General features: G+C 66.7%; 17 protein-coding genes. All 17 read left to right on the forward strand.

Features of this window, described 5'->3' with window-relative positions; translation table 11 throughout:
• Positions 1-7 precede the first annotated feature (7 nt).
• Positions 8-511, forward strand: a complete 504-nt coding sequence (locus IEV87_RS18915) for a TRAP transporter small permease subunit (RefSeq protein WP_188479373.1) — start codon at positions 8-10, stop codon at positions 509-511.
• Positions 504-1,817, forward strand: coding sequence for a TRAP transporter large permease (locus tag IEV87_RS18920; protein WP_188479374.1), 1,314 nt, complete (start codon positions 504-506; stop codon positions 1,815-1,817). The genes IEV87_RS18915 and IEV87_RS18920 overlap by 8 nt, the downstream gene beginning before the upstream one ends.
• Entirely contained in the window at positions 1,814-2,728 is a 915-nt protein-coding gene (locus tag IEV87_RS18925; RefSeq protein ID WP_188479375.1) for a MurR/RpiR family transcriptional regulator, read from the forward strand. Before IEV87_RS18920 ends, IEV87_RS18925 begins: the two co-directional genes overlap by 4 nt.
• The gene (locus IEV87_RS18930) at positions 2,725-4,059 is read left to right on the forward strand and encodes an aspartate aminotransferase family protein (RefSeq protein WP_188479376.1); all 1,335 of its coding nucleotides are present in this window, start codon (positions 2,725-2,727) and stop codon (positions 4,057-4,059) included. Before IEV87_RS18925 ends, IEV87_RS18930 begins: the two co-directional genes overlap by 4 nt.
• 259 nt (positions 4,060-4,318) lie before the next feature.
• Positions 4,319-5,026 (forward strand): 3-oxoacid CoA-transferase subunit A, encoded by a 708-nt coding sequence (locus tag IEV87_RS18935; RefSeq protein WP_188479377.1) that lies wholly within the window; start codon positions 4,319-4,321, stop codon positions 5,024-5,026.
• The gene (locus IEV87_RS18940) at positions 5,023-5,721 is read left to right on the forward strand and encodes a 3-oxoacid CoA-transferase subunit B (RefSeq protein ID WP_269902656.1); all 699 of its coding nucleotides are present in this window, start codon (positions 5,023-5,025) and stop codon (positions 5,719-5,721) included. The genes IEV87_RS18935 and IEV87_RS18940 overlap by 4 nt, the downstream gene beginning before the upstream one ends.
• Before the next feature lie 116 nt (positions 5,722-5,837).
• Complete coding sequence (locus IEV87_RS18945) at positions 5,838-6,836, forward strand: NADPH:quinone oxidoreductase family protein (RefSeq protein ID WP_188479378.1); 999 nt, start codon at positions 5,838-5,840, stop codon at positions 6,834-6,836.
• A gap of 106 nt (positions 6,837-6,942) precedes the next feature.
• Complete coding sequence (locus tag IEV87_RS18950; protein WP_188479379.1) at positions 6,943-8,541, forward strand: class I adenylate-forming enzyme family protein; 1,599 nt, start codon at positions 6,943-6,945, stop codon at positions 8,539-8,541.
• 30 nt (positions 8,542-8,571) lie between these two features.
• Positions 8,572-9,312: a FadR/GntR family transcriptional regulator gene (locus IEV87_RS18955; protein WP_188479380.1), complete on the forward strand. Its 741-nt coding sequence runs from the start codon at positions 8,572-8,574 to the stop codon at positions 9,310-9,312.
• Positions 9,312-10,316 carry a phosphotransferase family protein gene (locus IEV87_RS18960; RefSeq protein WP_188479381.1) on the forward strand — a complete coding sequence of 335 codons (1,005 nt, stop codon included), beginning with the start codon at positions 9,312-9,314 and terminating at the stop codon, positions 10,314-10,316. Before IEV87_RS18955 ends, IEV87_RS18960 begins: the two co-directional genes overlap by 1 nt.
• A gap of 13 nt (positions 10,317-10,329) precedes the next feature.
• On the forward strand, positions 10,330-11,595 hold the full coding sequence (locus IEV87_RS18965) for an acyl-CoA dehydrogenase family protein (protein WP_188479382.1): 1,266 nt from the start codon (positions 10,330-10,332) through the stop codon (positions 11,593-11,595).
• A 224-nt stretch (positions 11,596-11,819) separates the two neighbouring features.
• Complete coding sequence (locus tag IEV87_RS18970) at positions 11,820-12,707, forward strand: crotonase/enoyl-CoA hydratase family protein (protein WP_188479383.1); 888 nt, start codon at positions 11,820-11,822, stop codon at positions 12,705-12,707.
• On the forward strand, positions 12,704-13,483 hold the full coding sequence (locus tag IEV87_RS18975) for an enoyl-CoA hydratase-related protein (protein WP_188479384.1): 780 nt from the start codon (positions 12,704-12,706) through the stop codon (positions 13,481-13,483). The genes IEV87_RS18970 and IEV87_RS18975 overlap by 4 nt, the downstream gene beginning before the upstream one ends.
• A gap of 57 nt (positions 13,484-13,540) precedes the next feature.
• Positions 13,541-14,677, forward strand: coding sequence for a C4-dicarboxylate TRAP transporter substrate-binding protein (locus IEV87_RS18980; RefSeq protein ID WP_188479385.1), 1,137 nt, complete (start codon positions 13,541-13,543; stop codon positions 14,675-14,677).
• A 72-nt stretch (positions 14,678-14,749) separates the two neighbouring features.
• Positions 14,750-15,286 (forward strand): TRAP transporter small permease, encoded by a 537-nt coding sequence (locus tag IEV87_RS18985; RefSeq protein WP_188479386.1) that lies wholly within the window; start codon positions 14,750-14,752, stop codon positions 15,284-15,286.
• Entirely contained in the window at positions 15,279-16,586 is a 1,308-nt protein-coding gene (locus tag IEV87_RS18990) for a TRAP transporter large permease (protein WP_188479387.1), read from the forward strand. The genes IEV87_RS18985 and IEV87_RS18990 overlap by 8 nt, the downstream gene beginning before the upstream one ends.
• Positions 16,587-16,620: 34 nt before the next feature.
• Positions 16,621-18,207, forward strand: a complete 1,587-nt coding sequence (locus IEV87_RS18995) for an acyl-CoA synthetase (RefSeq protein ID WP_188479388.1) — start codon at positions 16,621-16,623, stop codon at positions 18,205-18,207.
• Positions 18,208-18,218 lie beyond the last annotated feature (11 nt).

The following is an 18,218-nucleotide window of genomic DNA, read 5'->3' on the forward strand; positions in this document are numbered from 1 at the left end:
TCCCCGAATGCCCCTTATCGACCTGCTGCTGGCCCGTCTGGGCCGCCTGCTGATCTGGATCGCCGGCCTCTGTCTTGTCCTGATGATGGTGCAGGTCGCGGCGGATGTGGCCGGTCGGCTGTTTTTCGCGCGCCCCCTGCCCTCCACCATCGAGATCGTCGCCGAATGGTGGATGCCCGCGCTGATCTTCCTGCCCATGGTCGCCGTCGCCCTGAGGGGAGAGAACATCGCCGTCGACATCGCCTATGACCGTATGCCGCCGCGAATGCAGGCGGCCTGCGATGTCTTCGCCGGGCTGGCCTTTGCCGTCTTCCTCGGCTTCGTGTGCTGGGGGGCCTGGGAACAGGCGCTGCGGGCCTACGCCAAGGGGGAATTCGTTCTGGGCATGATCCCCGTCGTCACATGGCCGATCCGGTTCTTCCTGCCGCTGGCGGGGGGGCTGACCATGGTGGTCTACCTGTTGCAGGCCCTGCGGGCCGGGGCGCGACTTGTGGGGGTGCGCCATGGATAGCGTCTCCATCGCCCTGTCGGGTCTCGCCGTCCTGACCGTGCTGCTTGCGGTGCGGGTGCCCGTCGCCGCCGCGCTTGGCCTGGTCGCCATCGGCGGCAGCTATCTACTCATGGGGGAACGCGCCATGTGGGGCGTGCTGCGCACGACCCCCCACGCCTTCGCCGCCAGCTGGAGCCTTTCGGCGATCCCGATGTTCCTGCTCATGGGCTACGTCGCCTTCAACGCGCGGCTGACCGACGGGCTGTTCCGGTTCGCACGTGCATGGCTGTCCTTCCTGCCCGGCGGGCTGGCGATCTCCTCGGTCGGGGGGGCGGCGCTGTTCTCCTCCGTCACCGGGTCCTCGGTCGCCTGTGCCGCGGCCATGGGCAAGATCGCCGTTCCCGCGATGATCGAACGGAACTACGACAAGTCGCTGGCCGTCGGCACCATCGCCGCCGCCGGGACCATGGGGTCGCTGATCCCGCCCTCGACCGTGCTGCTGCTCTACGCGATCTTTGCCGAAGTGCCCGTTTCCGCCCTGTTCATCGGCGCGATCATCCCCGGCCTGCTGACCGCGCTGGCCTATGCGACGATGATCCTGATCCGGGTCACGCGGAACCCGGCGCTCGCCCCGCGCGAACCCGGCATGGGCTGGGGCGAAAGGCTGGCCTCCCTGGCCGAAACCTGGCCGCTGTTCCTCATGGTCATCGTCGTCTTCGGCGGTATCTTCGCCGGCTTCTTCTCCGCGACCGAGGCGGGGGGCATCGGCGCCCTGGCCGCGATCCTGATCGGGGTGGCGAAACGGACCCTGACGCTGAAAGGGCTGGGCGAGGCGATACTCGACACGATCCTGTCGACCTCTTCCATCTTCCTGATCGCCATCGGTGCGGCGCTGATGACCCGGTTCTTCGCCTTTGCCGGTCTGCCGGACTATGTGCAGACGCTGTTCGCGACCTCCGGCCTCGGGCAGGTCGGGGTGCTGGTGGCCATTGCCCTGCTCTACGTGATCCTAGGGATGTTCCTCGACCCGATCGGAGTCATGCTGCTGACCCTCCCCGTGCTGCTTCCGGTGTTCGAAGCGCAGGAGATCAGTCTGATCTATGCCGGTGTCGTCCTGACCAAGCTGCTTGAAATCGGGCTGATCACCCCGCCCGTCGGGCTGAACGTGTTTGTCATCAAGAACGTGATCGGCAACCTGATGACCACGGATCAGGTGTTCCGCGGCGTGCTCTGGTTCCTGCTGGCGGATCTCTTCGTGGTGATCGCGCTGATCGTCTGGCCGGAAACCGTGCTATGGCTGCCCGACCTGCTGACGGAGCGGCGATGAAACCCGACTACAAGGCCTTCCGAACCCGGCTCACCGCCCGCATCCCCTCGCTCTCCCGGCGGGTGGAGGATGGGGCGCGTTACATCCTCGACCATCCGGATGACGTTGTCGCCCTGTCCATGCGGGATGTCGCGCGGCGGGCGGGGGTCTCTCCGGCGACGCTGACCCGGCTGACCGATGCCATAGGGCTGAAAAGCTGGGCGGACCTCAAGGCGCTGCATGTCGAGCATTTCCGCCGCGTGCCGCCGGCCTATGCCGAAAGGGCAGCCGAGCTGATTTCGCGCGACAATTCGGGTGAGCTGATCCGCGCCTGTTTCGCCGCCGCAAAGGCCAATCTGGACCACACGCAGGGGGCCAACGCGGTCAACGACTTCACTGCTGCTGCCGCCACGCTGGCCACTGCCCGGCGGGTTTTCATCTCGGCGTTCCTCAGCTGCCGGGGGCCGGGTCATACCTTCGCCTATCTTGCACGGATGCTGCGCGACAATGTGGTGATGCTGGGCGAAGGGTCTTCGCTGGCCGCCGATCTGCAAAGTCTCGGTCCCGAGGATGCGGTGCTCTCGGTCAATTTCCGCCCCTACGGCCGCGAGATCGACCAGGTGGCGGACGCCGTGCGCGCCAGCGGGGCGCGGCTGGTCTGTCTCAGCGACAGCCGGGCCACGCCGCTGACCCCCGCCGCGCAGTCCGTGCTGATCTTCGCGCCCGAAAGCCCGTCCTTCTTCCCCTCGCTGTCCGCCGCAACCGCGGCGGTCGAGGCGCTGCTGGCCGCGATGCTCGCCACCATGGGCGAAGAGGCCCGCGCGCGTATCGGCAGAATTGAACAGCAGCTTTACTCCAGCGGCACCTATGCGCGGGCAGCCGAAGCAGAACGGGCCCCCGGACAGCCCCCCGACCAGAGGAAACCCCGATGACAACGCATGTCTTCCACCGCACCCCCGTGCGGCCTGCGATCGCGACCGAGGCCCGGGGTATCGAGATCACGGACGAGACCGGCAAGGTCTACATCGACGGTTCCGGTGGCGCGGCGGTCAGCTGCATCGGCCATGGCGACATGCGCGTGGTGGAGGCCATCGCGAAACAGGCCGCCACGGTCGAATACGCACATACCGGCGCCTTCACCTCTCCCCCGGCGGAAGAGCTGGCCGAGGTGCTGTGCAACGCCACGACCCTGCCGATGGCCAGGGTGTTTCTGGTCGGCTCCGGGTCCGAGGCGGTGGAGACGGCGGTCAAGATGGCGCGCGGCTACCACCTGGCACGCGGGGACGAAGGCCGGTTCCGCGTGATCGCGCGACGGCAGAGCTATCACGGCAACACGCTTGGCGCGCTGGCGCGGGGCGGCAACTTCGGCCGCCGCGCGCCCTACCTGCCGATGATGACCGAGGCGCATCTGGTCGATCCCTGTTTCGAATATCGTCACGCCCTGCCCGGCGAAACGCCCGAGACCTACGGCCGCCGCGCTGCCGACAGTCTCGAAGCCGAGATCCTGCGCCTCGGACCCGAGACGGTGTCGGCCTTTCTCGTCGAAACGGTGGTCGGCGCGACGACTGGCGCCGTTCCTCCCGCGCCGGGTTACTTCGCGCGGATACGGGAAATCTGCGACCGCCACGGCATCCTTCTGATCGCGGATGAGGTCATGTGCGGCGTCAACCGCTGCGGCCCCTTCTTCGCAATCGAGGATGAAGGCGTCTGCCCGGATATCGTGACGCTTGGCAAGGGTCTGGGCGGGGGGTATCAGCCGATCGCCGCCGCCATGTGCACCGCCGCCGTGCATGATGCCTTTTCCGACGTCGGGCGCAGCTTCATCAACGGGCACACCTACATGGCGCATCCCGTCGCCTGTGCCGCAGCGCTCGCCGTGCAGCAGGTCATACGCGACGACGGCCTGGCCGAGCGGGTCGCGCCCATGGGGACATACCTGAAACAGCGGCTCGAGGCGCGTTTCGGGAATCACCCCTACGTCGGCGATATCCGCGGCCAGGGCCTGTTTCAGGCGATTGAAATCGTGGCGGACCGCAACAGCAAGACCCCCTTCCCCGCGACGGAGGCGATGGCCAGCCGCATTTTCGCCGCCTGCCGCGACATCGGCCTGCTGTGCTATCCCGGCAGCGGCACGGCGGACGGGACCATCGGGGATCACCTGCTGGTCGCGCCACCCTATTCCGTCACCACCGCCGAGATCGACACGATCGTTGAGAGGCTGGGCGATGGCGTGGACGCGGGACTCGCACAGGCGGGCGGGTGAGGGACGGTGTGACGGTCCTGAGAGGGGGCATATCGACATGGGGCTGCCTTTCCGGCTTATGGCCTGACGGGCGCGCCGGATCGGGGCGGGCTCAGCCAGGGACTGCATGTCGCAAGAATTGCTTCAGGAAGATTAACGCTTTCTTATGCCACCGCGCGGTGGTGGTGGCGGGCTGTGCCGGACGCGATATGGTGCGCCTGTCGCTTGTCCCGATCCGCATGGCGCACTAGACGAAGACTGAACCCGACCGGAGACGCCCATGGACAAAACCGTACCCTCGCTTGCAGATGCCATCGCCCCGATCGGTGACGGCGCGGTCGTGATGATCGCGGGCTTCGGTGGTTCCGGCGCCCCGGTCGAACTGATCCACGCGCTGATCGACAAGGGTCCGAAGAACCTGACCGTCATCAACAACAACGCCGGGAACGGTCACGTCGGCATCGCCGCGATGATCGAACAGGGGATGGTGTCCAAGATCGTCTGCTCCTTTCCCCGCTCTTCCGACCCGGTGGCGTTCAACACCGCGTTCACCGCCGGCACGCTTGAGCTCGAGGTGGTGCCACAGGGCACGCTGGCGGAACGTATTCGCGCGGCGGGGGCGGGCATCCCCGCCTTCTACACCGCGACCAGCTATGGAACCGAGCTGGCAGAGGGCAAGCCGGTCGAGGAGTTCGACGGCAAGCACTACGTGCGCGAACGCTGGCTGCGCGCGGATTTCGCGCTCATCAAGGCCGATACCGCGGACACCATGGGCAACCTGACCTATCGGATGGCCGGTCGGAACTTCAACCCGATCATGGCGATGGCGGCGGACTGTACCATCGTGCAGGCGACCCGGATCGTGGAGCCCGGAGGCATTCCGCCGGAGCAGGTCGTCACCCCCGGCATCTTCACCGACCGGATCGTCGAGATCGCCGCGCCGGTACAGGAAGAAACCCTTATCCGTGAAGGAGCGGTCTATCCATGAGCGCCGATCTGACTTCCCTCAAGCTGACGAACGACCAGATTGCCTGGCGCGCCGCGCAGGACATCGAGGACGGAGCCTATGTGAACCTCGGCATCGGCTTTCCCGAACGGGTCGCGCAGTACACCGTTCCCGGACGCGCACCTGTCTTTCATACGGAGAACGGCATTCTCAACTTCGGTCCCGCCCCGGCGGCGGGGGAAGAGGACTGGGATCTCATCAACGCGGGCAAGAAGGCGGTGACGCTCAAACCCGGCGCGGCCTTCTTCCATCATGCCGACAGTTTCGCGATGGTCCGGGGCGGGCATCTGGATGTCGCGATCCTCGGCGCCTTCCAGATTGCCGAAAACGGCGATCTCGCCAACTGGTCCACCGGCAAGGGCGCGATCCCGGCGGTTGGCGGGGCGATGGACCTTGTCCAAAGCGCCAAGCGCGTCGCCGTGCTGACCGACCACGTCACCAAGAACGGCGATCCCAAGCTGGTCAAGCGCTGCACCATGCCGCTCACCGGCGTCGGCTGCGTGACTCGGATTTACTCCTCTCTCGCGGTTGTCGACGTCGTGGACGGACATTTCGTCCTGCGCGAGAAGCTGAAGGCGATGTCCTTTGACGACCTGCAGGCGTTGACGGGGGCAGAGCTTCATGTCGATGGCACGGTCGCAGACCTGATCGTCGAGGGTGCCGGCGCGCCGGTCTGAGGCGGGTCGCCGGTTTCCTGTCTGAGCCGCGGATCGTCCGGCGCCGCGCCTCGACCCCCTCTTGACTCATCGCTCCCGAATGCCCGACTGTCGGACAATCGAGGAGGAGTCGATCCGTGAAAGCCCTGTTGAGCACCCGCCCCGGCGGACCCGAAACGCTGGAATTTTCCGACATCCCGCGCCCCGATCCCGGCCCCGGAGAAATTCGGGTCAGGGTCCGGGCCGCGGGCATCAACTTTCCCGACCTGCTCATCATCGAGGACAAGTACCAGTTCCGCCCCGACCGTCCCTTCGCCCCCGGCGCCGAATTCGCCGGTGAGGTCACGGCCACCGGTCCCGGCGTCACCGGCTTTGCCGCGGGCGACAGGGTGATGGGCATGGGGCTCTGGGGTGCGCTGGCAGAGGAGGTCTGCGCGAAGGCCGCCCAGTGCTGTCACCTGCCGGACTCCGTCCCGTTCGACATTGCCGCGGCGGTGCAGTTCACCTACGGCACCGCGCTCTACGCCCTGTCCGAACGCGGTCAGCTGGAGGCCGGAGAGACGCTTGTCGTCCTCGGCGCGGCGGGGGGTGTCGGCCTGTCCGCTGTTCAGCTTGGCCGCCAGATGGGCGCGCGGGTGATCGCCGCCGTCAGCAGCCGGGACAAGCTGGACACCGCGCTGGCGGAAGGCGCGGCGGATGGCGTGATCTATCCGAAGGGCGACATGGACCGCACCGCCCAGAAGGCGTTCTCCGAAGCCCTGCGCGACAAGACCGGCAGCCATGGCAGCGACGTGATTTTCGACACCGTCGGCGGGGCCTATTGCGAACCGGCGCTGCGCACGATGGCGTGGAAGGGGCGCTATCTGGTGATCGGATTTCCCGCCGGCATCCCCTCGATCCCGGCCAACCTGCCTCTGCTGAAGTCCTGCGACATCCGTGGCATCTTCTGGGGCGCTGCGATCGAACGTGACGGACGGGCCTATTCGGATACCATGGCGCAACTGCTGGCGATGCTGGAACGCGGAGAGATCCGCCCGCATATACACGCCCGCCACGACCTGTCCGACGGCGCCGCGGCAATTGCGGAACTGGCGGCAAGAACGGTGCGGGGCAAGGTGATTGTCACCGTTCCCTGACCCGGCGGGACAAAAACAAACCAATTGACGGATCGCCATTAATGTCTGACAGTCGGACACAACTGGACGGACGGCCCGACCGGGTGCGGCAGAGGAGGAGTTGCCGATGACAGCCGTGACATCGCCTGCCCTGCGCAGCGAGACCCGCTTCGGCACGCGCCGGATGGCCTGCTTCCATCCCCGCCGTCCGACCCTTGATGCGATGATCCGCGCCGCAGTGGACGCCGGCCCCGACCACACCGCGCTTGTCTGCGGCGACACCCGGCTGAGCTTTGCGGCGCTGGACCGTGCCATATCCGCCTGCGCCGCCGCCCTGATCGGCCACGGGCTGTCGCGCGGCGACCGCGTAGCCATCCTGCTGGAGAACACGCCGGAGTTCATGATCGCCACTCTCGGTGCGATCCGGGCCGGGTGCGTCGCGGTGCCGATGAACGTCCGGCAGGCGCCGCGCGAAACCGCCTATATCCTGTCCCAGTGCGGGGCCGCGGTTCTGGTCTGCGAGGCGACCAATGCGACGCCCGTGCCCGCCCCGGTCGACATGCCGGGCATCCGCCTGACCCTCACCGCCAAAGATGGCGGTTTTGCCCGCTTCTGCGATGCGGCCGACCCGGACACCGTCTTCCCCGAGACGGCGGAGGAGGACTGCGTCTGCCTGCTCTACACCTCCGGCACGACCGGGCGGCCCAAGGGGGCGCGGCTGACCAACCTCGGCATGGTGCATTCCACCATGGGTTTCCACACGACCTTTTCCCTGACCGAGAAGGACGTCGCGATCCTTGCCGTCCCCGGGTCCCACGTCACCGGCCTGCTGGCGATCCTGTTCACCATGGTGACCTGCGGCGGTACCTCCGTCCTGATGAACCGCTTCACCGCGCGCGAATTCCTCCAGCTCGCCGAGCGCGAGGGGATGAGCTACACGCTCATGGTTCCGGCCATGTACAACCTGTGCCTGCTGGATCCGGACCTGCGCGGGTTCGACCTGACGCGCTGGCGTATCGCAGGGTTCGGCGGCGCGCCCATGCCGCCGTCCTCCATCGCGAAGATGGCCGAAGTGCTGCCGGGCGCCGCGCTCTGCAATGCCTACGGGGCGACCGAAACCACCTCTCCGGCGTCGATCCTGCCGCCCGGCCTGTTCCGCGATCACCCCAGAAGCGTCGGTCTGCCGCTGCCCTATGCCGACATCCGCGTCGTCGGAGAAGGTGACCGTCCGCAGCCGCCGGGAGAGGTCGGAGAGATCCTGATCGGCGGGCCCATGGTCGTCGCGGGCTACTGGGACAATCCCGAGGCCGACGCGAAGGAATTCGATGCGGAGGGGCGCTGGCGCTCCGGCGACCTCGGCTACTACGACGCGGAGGGGTTCCTGCATGTCGTGGACCGGCGCAAGGACATCGTGAACCGCGGCGGCTACAAGATCTACTGCATCGAGGTGGAGTCGATCCTCCAGCAGTTCGACGGCGTGCTCGAAGCGGCCGTGGTTGCCGCACCCGATCCAGTGCTGGGCGAAAAGGTCGTCGCCTTCATCCACACTGCCGGGGCGACCATCGACCTCGAGGCCCTGCGGGCCCACGCCCGCGCCAATCTGTCGAGCTACAAGGTCCTCGACCGCGTGATCCTGAGCGACGACCCGCTGCCCCGAAACGCCAACGGCAAGATCGTGAAGGCCGACCTGCGCGACCGGCTGCCCGCGGACGCGGCGACGGCATGAAACAGACCGTGTGAAAAGGACGAGGACCCCATGAGTTTGCAGGGACGACAGTTGAAGGTGAAATACGCCTATTATCAGGTGGCGGACGAAATTCAGCGCCAGATCCTCGACGGGTCGCTCAAGCCCGGTGAACGCCTGCCCGGAGAAGTGGAACTGGCAGAGATGTTCGGCGTCACCCGCTCTACCGTCCGCGAGGGTCTGCGCCAGCTGGAGAACGACGGGCTCGTGCACCGTCCCTCGCCCCGGCGGCTGGAAGTCAGCCTGCCGCAGATGGAGACGCTGACCACCCGGAATTCCCGCGCCATGGCCATGATGCGCGTGTCCTTCCGCCATCTCTGGCAGGTGGCGCTGGCCACGGAACCGCTGGCCGCCGACCTCGCCGCACTGCTGATCACGGAGGAGGAGAAGGTCGAACTGCGCGACATCCACGCCGAACTGCTCGACTCCGTGACAGACGTGGACCGGACCATCGAGCTGGACACCCGGTTTCATTCCTTCATCGCCACGGCGGCCAAGAACCCCGCATTGATGCTGGCCCGCGAACCCGTGGCGCTTCTGCTGTATCGCGGTTTTGCCCAGGTCGCCCCGGTGTCCGAAATCGCCCTCAGCCGCCAGGCAGAGGCGCATACCCATATCACCGACGCCATCTGCGCCGGGGACCGCGATCTCGCCCGGACCTGGGGCCGCCGGCATATCGAGGATTTCTGGAAGGCGATCAACAAGGCCGGACTGGCCGACGCCCCCGCCATCAAGTCGGCAGAGGGCATCTGATGGACACGCAGCCGGATTTCGACCCCGCAGCGCTCGAGGATCTGCTCGGCGGACCCGTCACGATCGCTCCGGTCGCCTCCGGCCAGTCCAACCCGACGTGGTTTGTCGACAGCGGCGACCGGCGGCTCGTCCTGCGCAAGAAGCCGCTTGGCGCGACGCTGGCCAGTGCCCATGCCGTCGACCGGGAATACCGGGTCATGCATGCGCTGGCGGGCAGCGGCGTGCCGGTTCCGCGCATGGTGATGCTGGACGATACGCCCGAACGGCTTGGCACGCCCTTCTACATCATGGAGCGGCTGGACGGCGCGGTGTCGGACGAAAGCGCCCTGCCGGGCTATGACCCCGGACAGCGCGCCGCCATCTACGACGACACCGCCCGCGTGCTGGCCCGCCTGCACGGCGTCGACTGGGCGGCGGCGGGTCTGTCGGATTTCGGCCGCCACTCCGACTATTACGCCCGTCAGGTCCGCCGCTGGTCGCGCCAGTGGGCGGAATCAAAGACCCGGGAGGATGCGGAGATCGACGCCCTCACCGACTGGTTCGCAGCCAATACCCCGGCCGACAGCGCGATCACCATCGTTCACGGCGACTACCGTATCGGCAACCTGATGATCGCGCCGGACGGGCAGGGCATCTGCGGCGTGCTGGACTGGGAGCTGTCCACGCTTGGCGATCCGCTCGCCGACCTCGCGCACCTGATGATGTTCTGGTCGCTGACGCCCGATCAGCTGGGTGGCATTGCCGGCCTGCCGCTTTCCGACCTCGGACTGCCCGAACCGCAGGCCTTCCTCGACCGCTATCGGGCCGCCGGGGGCACGACGGCGGACCTCACCCCCTTTCACCGCGCCTTCGCCTTCTACCGCATGTCGGTGATCTTCGAAGGCATCACCGCCCGCGCCCTTGCCGGTCACGCCGCCCATGCCGACGCGATGAAGGTCGGCGCACTGGCCCCCGCCTGCGCGCGCATCGCCGCCGACATCCTTGCGTCGGACAGGAAAATTTAAGGAATTTAGAAAGATGCACTTCGACTACTCTGACCGCACCAAGGCGATGATCGACCAGCTTCAGGCATTCATGGACGCCCATGTTCTGCCCGCGAACCGGCGTTTCCACGAACTGGCCGAACAGGACATCTACCCGCTCGAGGTCATCGAGCCGCTGAAATCCAGGGCTTTTCAGGAAGGGCTCTGGAACCTCTTCATGCCTGAACTCGAACCCGAGGATCCGGGCACCCGGCTTACCAATCTCGAATACGCGCCGCTGGCGGAAATCATGGGCCGCGTCCCCTGGTCGCCCGAGGTCTTCAACTGCAACGCCCCCGACACCGGCAACATGGAGATCCTCAAGCGTTTCGCCACGCCCGAGCAGAAGAAGCGCTGGCTCGATCCGCTGATGATGGGCGAACTCCGCTCCGTCGTCGGGCTGACCGAACCGGATACGGCCTCCTCCGACCTCACCAACCTCGCCACCACCATAACGCGGGACGGGGATCACTATGTCATCAACGGGCGCAAGTGGTTCTCTACCGGGGCGAAGCACCCGAACGCGAAGCTTTCCATCGTCTTCGGTGTGTCCGACAGCGCGGAGGATGCGGATCCGCATCGCAAGCACTCCTTCATCCTTGTCCCGATGGACACGCCCGGAGTTCGCGTCGTGCGGGACGTGCCGATCATGCACCACCACGCGCCCGAGGGGCATTGCGAGGTGCTGTACGACAACGTCCGCGTCCCGCTCGACGCCATGCTGGGTCAGGAGGGCGATGGCTTCATGCTGGCGCAGGCGCGGTTGGGACCGGGGCGCATCCATCATTGCATGCGCACCATCGGCCAGTGCGAGCTGGCGCTGGAGCTGATGTGCGAACGTGCGCTGGAACGGCGGACCTTTGGCAAGGCCCTGGCCGACAACGCCAATATCCAGGACTGGATCGCCCAGTCCCGGATCGAGATCGACAACGCCCGCATGCGCATCCTGCACACCGCCTGGAAGATGGACATGGCCGGGGCCAAGGCCGCGCGGGTCGACGTGTCGGCGATCAAGGTCACGGCGGCGCGGCTGCAGACCCAGGTGGTCGATCGCGCGATGCAGGTCTTCGGCGCGGCCGGCCTGACCCCGGACACCCCGCTGTCCTATCTCTGGACCTGGGGCCGCGCGATGCGGTTCCTCGACGGTCCGGACGAGGTGCATCTCAAGGTCATCGCACGGGACGAACTGAAGAAGGCCAAGGCCACCATGGGCCGCAACCTGCCCCATTTCATACCACCTGCGGTGGCACGGACCGCCTGATCCGCAACGCCGCAAGACCGGGTTTTGCTGACCGAGACGAGAATTGACATGGACCTTATGGAATGTCGGAATGTCGGACATAGAATCGCGCGGGACAGGGGAGAGCCGGAAGCGGCCGGACCTGCGCGGTGCAGACATGGGCACGGACCATATCGGGGAGGATATGCTGTGACAGGACACGACGGGTGCGTCACGCGCCGGGACCGCAGGAACGGTGCCGCACGGTGACATTCCAGACCATCACCACCACGACCGATGCCGGCGTCATGACCGTGACGCTGAACCGGCCCGACCGTCTGAACGCCTTCACCCGGCGGATGATGGAGGAGCTGATGACCGCGCTCGACCACGCCGATGCCGATGACGCCGTGCGGGCCGTCATCGTCACCGGGGCGGGGCGCGGGTTCTGCGCCGGGGTGGATCTGGACGATGACGACGCCTTCACCGCCGCCCGCGTGGATCCGAAGGCCACCGATCCGGCGATCTGGGCCGATCCGGCGAACCGCGACATGGGCGGGATGCTGACGCTGCGCCTGTTCAATTGTCTCAAGCCCGTCATCGCCGCCGTGAACGGCCCCGCCGTCGGGATCGGCGCGACGATGCAGCTGGCCATGGACTTTCGCCTGGCGTCCGACACCGCGCGCTTCGGCTTTGTCTTTGCCCGGCGCGGGATCGTGCCGGAAGCGGCCTCTGCCTGGTTCCTGCCGCGTCTTGTCGGCATGGCGCAGGCAATGGAGTGGTGCATGACGGGCCGCGTCTTCCCGGCGACCGAAGCGCTTTCCGGCGGCCTCGTCCGCTCCGTCCACGCGCCCGACGACCTGTTGCCCGCCGCCCGCGCCCTCGCGCAGGAGATCGCGACAAACACCGCGCCTGTTTCTGTCGCGCTGACCCGGCAGATGCTGTGGCGCATGGCCGGGGCCGACCATCCGATGCAGGCGCACCGGATCGACAGCCGGGGGATCGCCGCAAGATCCTCCTCTGCCGACGCCGCCGAAGGGGTGGCGAGCTTCCTTGAAAAGCGCCCCGCCGACTTCCCGGACCGCGTCTCCGCCGACATGCCCGGCTTCTTTCCCTGGTGGACCGAACCGGCGTGGGAGGAGGAGCCCGCATGACCGGAGAAATCCTGACCGAACGCCACGGCCCCGTCACCGTGCTGCGGCTGCACGACCCGGCGACCATGAATGCGCTGACCCCGGCCATGGCCCAGGCCCTGCGCACCGGCCTGACAGATGCGGTGGCCGACGGCGCCCGCGCCATCGTGCTGGCCGGCGGGGAGCGCGCCTTTTCCACCGGCGCCAACCTGCGCGCCGCGATGCCCGAGGACCCGGCGGGCTTTGACGTCGGCGAGACGCTGGAAACCGACTACAACCCGCTGATGCTGACCATCCGCGACCTGCCGGTTCCGGTTGTCTCGGCCGTGCGCGGGGCGGTGGCCGGTGTCGGCGCGTCGATCGCGCTGGCCTGCGACATCATCGTCGCCGGGCGCAGCGCCTACTTCCTCGAAGCCTTCGCGCGCATCGGCCTGGTGCCCGACGGCGGCGCGACCTGGCTGCTGACCCGTGCGGTCGGACGGGTCCGCGCGATGGAAATGATGCTGCTGGCCGAGAAACTGCCCGCAGAACAGGCCCACGACTGGGGCCTCGTCACACGCCTGACAGAGGATGACGCGGCCGAGGAGACCGCGCTTGCTCTCGCTCGGGCGCTGGCGTCAGGCCCCCGCCGGGCCTACGCGCTCATCCGGCGGGCGGCCTGGCGCGCAGCCGACAGCACGTTCGAGGAGACCCTGCAAACGGAGCGCGACCTGCAGAAACAGGCGGGGGAAACCCCGGATTTTGCCGAGGGACTGGCGGCCTTCAAGGAAAAGAGGCCCGCACGGTTTCCGGATTAACCCCGGCCCGGATGGGCCGGACACGACGAACACATGGTAAATGGGAGGAGAAAAACCATGAAACAGAGACTGAATTCACTGATCGCAGGCGCATCCCTGCTGGTCATGGCGGGTGCCGCGCAGGCGCAGCAGCTGACCTTTGCCGGCGGCTGGCCGCCGAACTCGGCCCCGACGGCCAAGCTTGAGGAATTCGCCACCGCGATCGGCGAGTACAGCAACGGAGAGGTGACGGCCAAGGTCTTCCCGCTGTCCCTTCTCAGCTTTGCCGAAGCCAACGCCGGGGTGCGCGACGGCATCGCCGACATGACTGCCAACCTGATGGCCTATTTCCCGGCGGAATTCTCGCATTTCAACATGCTGGCCGAATTCTCCGAACTGGTGGAGCTCGAGGAGTTCTCCGGCGAACTCTCCAGCCTCGCCTTCACCGGCGCGATCATGGAATACGTCATGAACAGCTGCCCGGACTGCATGTCGCAGATCGCGGCGCAGAATCAGGTCTACCTCGGCGCCAGCTCCACCACGTCCTACGTGCTGCAATGCGCCGTGCCGCTCAAGACGGTCGATGACCTGAAGGGCAAGCGCATCCGCGCCGCCGGTGCCTACTGGGCCCGCTGGGCCGAAACCGTGGGCGCGGTCCCGGTCTCCATGTCCATCAACGAAACGCTTGAAGGTCTGAACCAGGGCGTCGTCGACTGCACCGCGTCCAACACCGCGGACTTCGTCAACTTCGGCTTCATCGACGTGGTGAAATACCTCTACCTCGGTCTGCCGGGCGCGCAGTTCAACGTGACCTACACGATGAACAAGGACAGCTGGAACGGCCTGTCCGACGCCAACAAGCAGGCGCTGCTGAAGGCCCACGCCAAGCTGACCGCCGACATCACCTGGGTCTACATCCTCGAAGGCCGCGCGGGCAAGGAACGCGCACCCGAGAAGGGCATCGAATACGGCCCGGCCTCGGACGAACTGGTCGCCATGAACCGTGAGTTCGTCGCCAAGGACAAGGACGCCATCGGCCAGATCTACAAGGACCGCTTCGACATCACCACCGGCGCAGAGGCCGCGACCGCCCTGACCGAGCTGATGACCAAGTGGACCGCGCTGACCAAGGACGTCTCCGGCCCCGAGGAGCTTCAGGAGATCTACTGGAACGAGATCTATTCCAAGATCGACGCCTCGACCTACGGCAAGTGAGACCGCTAGACTGACACGGGACCGGGCGCCGGACACGCGGCGCCCGGTCCGCATGAGAAAGAGGAGGATCGCATGTACCAAATCGGCAGATCCCTGTCCTGGGTGGTCAAGGCCGCATCGTTCGTCGGCGCGATCTGCGTCGTGCTGATGATGCTGCATGTCACGGCCGACGTGGCGGGCCGCTACCTGTTCAACGCGCCGCTGCCCGGCACGACGGTCTGGGTGGCGAACTACTACATGATCATCGTCGTCTTCCTCGCCATCGGCGTGGCGGAGGAGCAGCGATCCCATATCTCTGTCGATGTCTTCACCGACCTGCTGCCGGACCGCCCGCGCAACGTGCTGTCGGTCTTCGCGACCCTCGTCACCATCGCCGTCGTCACCGTTCTGATGATCTCGGGCTATACCGAGGCGGTGAAGAAGACCGCCATGACCGCGACGAAGGAACAGGGCTCCCAGCTGTTCGAGGTATGGCAGAGCTACTGGCTGATCCCCGCGGGCGCCGCCCTGATGATCGCCGTCGCCGCCTATCGCGTGATCGCCACCGTCACCGGTGCGCGCAGCGGCCTGAACGAAGCCCCCCCTGAGGCAAATTTCATCAATGACTGACGCCGGAATCGGCCTGACCGGCCTTGCCACACTCATCGCCCTGATTGCCGTGCGCGTGCCGATCGGCATCGCGCTGATCGGGGTCTCCTTCACCGGGCTCTACGTGCTCATGGGTCCCCGCGTGGCCTGGGGCGCCATGGCCATCGTGCCTTACGAATTCACGTCGAGCTGGATCCTCAGCTCCATCCCGATGTTCCTGTTCCTCGGCTTCGTGAGCTACCACACGCAGCTGACCCGGGGCATGTTCAACGCCGCGCGCATCTGGCTGGCCCGCTTTCCCGGCGGGCTCGCCATTGCGTCGATCTTCGGCTCCGCCGGTTTTGCTGCCGTGTCCGGATCCTCCATCGCCTGTTCCGCCGCCATGGGCCGGATCGCGATCCCCGAGATGCTCAAGCACCGCTATCACCCGGAACTGGCCACCAGCACCGTTGCGGTGGCGGGCACCATCGGGGCGATGATCCCGCCCTCGATCATCCTGATCCTGTACGGCGTGATCGCGCAGATCTCGATCTCCCAGCTGTTCCTCGGCGGGGTTGTCGCGGGTCTGCTGACGGCGCTTGGCTATATCATCGTCGTGCTGGTGCGGGTCTGGCTGAACCCCGACCTCGCGCCGGAAAAGGACGAAAGCGTCACCTTCCGCGAAAAGATCATGGCGCTCAGGGAAACCTGGCCGATCCTGCTGATCATGATCGGCATCTTCGGCGGGCTGTTCGGTGGCGTCTTCACCCCGACCGAGGCCGGGGCCGTCGGTGCCGCGCTGGCCTGCCTGGTCGCCATCGTGACCGGCCAGATGACCATGGCCCGCTTTCTGACCGCGGCGCGCGAAACGCTGATGACCACCGCCGCGCTGCTCATCATCGCCATCGGGGCCAGCCTGCTGACCCGTTTCCTGGCGCTGTCGGGGGCAGGGGACCTGCTGTCCAACGGGATCCTGTCCATCGCCACCAACCCTGTGCTGCTGATGATCGGGATCGTGCTGGTATACCTGCTCATGGGGATGTTCCTGGAACCGATCGGGGCGATGCTTCTGACCCTGCCGATCATCCTGCCCGTGGTCGATTCCTCGGGCTGGAGCCTGCTGTGGTTCGGCGTCGTCCTGACCAAGCTGCTCGAGATCGGGATGATCACCCCGCCGATCGGCATGAACGTCTTTGTCATCAAGAGCGTGGTCGGAGATCTGGTGAAGATCTCCGCCATCTTCCGGGGCGTGTTCTGGTTTGTCGTGATGGACCTCGTCATGGTTGCGATCCTCTGCGCCTTCCCGGACCTCGTGCTCTGGCTTCCGGGTCTGCTGGACTGACGGACCCACCACAGTGAACCAAGGAGGAGAGACGATGCAGACCGAAGACCTCATCCGGCGCGCGCGCAGCCAGCAGCTTGCGGACATCCTGCGCCGCTCGGCCGCCCGCGTGCCCGACCGCACCGCACTGGTGTTCCGCGACCACACCGACACTTTCGCGGAGCTTGACCGCGCCGTGAACCGCGCCGCCAACGCGCTGGCGGCCGAGGGGATCGGGAAAGGGGACCGGGTTGCGCTCCTGTCCCACAACAGCCGCAGCTTCGTCGTTCTGCGCTTCGCGCTCGCCCGTCTCGGCGCGGTGACGACGCCGGTGAACTTCATGCTGAACGCCGCCGACGTCGCCTTCATCCTCACCCATTCGGGCGCGCGGATGATGCTGGCCGAAGACGCGCTTTGCGCCACCGCCGATGCCGCCATGGCGGAAACCGGCACCCCCCTGCCGAAGTTCGCGATCCCGCACGCCAGGACCACGACGCCCGAGGGCTGGCGGCCGGTGTCGGACCTGCTGGACCATGCCGACGACAGCGAAGTCTGGCGCGATGTCGGCAGCGACGATCCGATCCAGATGATGTTCACCAGCGGTACGGAATCCCGCCCGAAAGGCGCGATCCTGACCTCCGGCGCACTGTTCGCGCAGTACACCAGCTGCATCGCGGACGGAGAGATGCGGGAGGATGCCGTGTCGCTCCACTGTCTGCCGCTGTTCCACTGCGCGCAGCTCGACTGTTTCCTCAGCCCCGATCTCTACCTCGGCGTGCCTTCCATCCTGCACGACAAGGCCGACCCCGGCGAAATGCTCGCCGCCGTGGAGGCCCACAAGGTCACCAAGCTGTTCTGCCCGCCGACCGTCTGGATCGGCCTGCTGCGTCACCCCGACTTCGACAAGCGCGACCTCTCCTCCCTGAACGCCGGCTATTACGGCGCGTCGATCATGCCGACCGCGGTGATCGAGGAACTGGCGCAGCGCCTGCCGAACATGCGGCTCTGGAACTTCTACGGGCAGACGGAGATGGCCCCGATGGCCACCGTCCTGAAGCCCGAGGACCAGATGAAGAAGCTGGGCTCCGCCGGGCGGCCCGCCGTCAACGTCGAAACCCGCGTTGTCGACGACGACGACAATCCGGTGCCCGTGGGCGAGGTGGGGGAAATCGTGCACCGCTCCCCCCATCTCATCACCGAATACTACGCCGACCCCGCCAAGACGGCAGAGGCCTTCCGCAACGGCTGGTTCCACAGCGGCGATCTGGGCCGGTTCGACGAGGACGGGTATCTCTACGTCGTCGACCGCAAGAAGGACATGATCAAGACCGGCGGCGAAAACGTCGCCAGCCGAGAGGTTGAGGAAGCCATCTTCCGTCACCCGGACGTGGCCGAGGTCGCCGTTTTCGGCATCCCCCACCCCACCTGGATCGAGGCGGTCACGGCCGTCGTCGTCCCCAAGACGGGCGCATCCCTGACCGGGGACGCGGTGATGACATACTGCCGGGACACGCTGGCGCATTTCAAGGCGCCCAAGCACGTCGCGATCACCGACCAGTTGCCCAAGAACGCCAGCGGCAAGATACTCAAGCGGGAACTGCGCATGACCTACGCATCCGTGTTCGACGAAAAGGCGTCGTGACGATTCAGACG

Source organism: Primorskyibacter flagellatus (genome assembly GCF_014638275.1).
Classification (GTDB): Bacteria; Pseudomonadota; Alphaproteobacteria; order Rhodobacterales; family Rhodobacteraceae; genus Pseudooceanicola; species Pseudooceanicola flagellatus_A.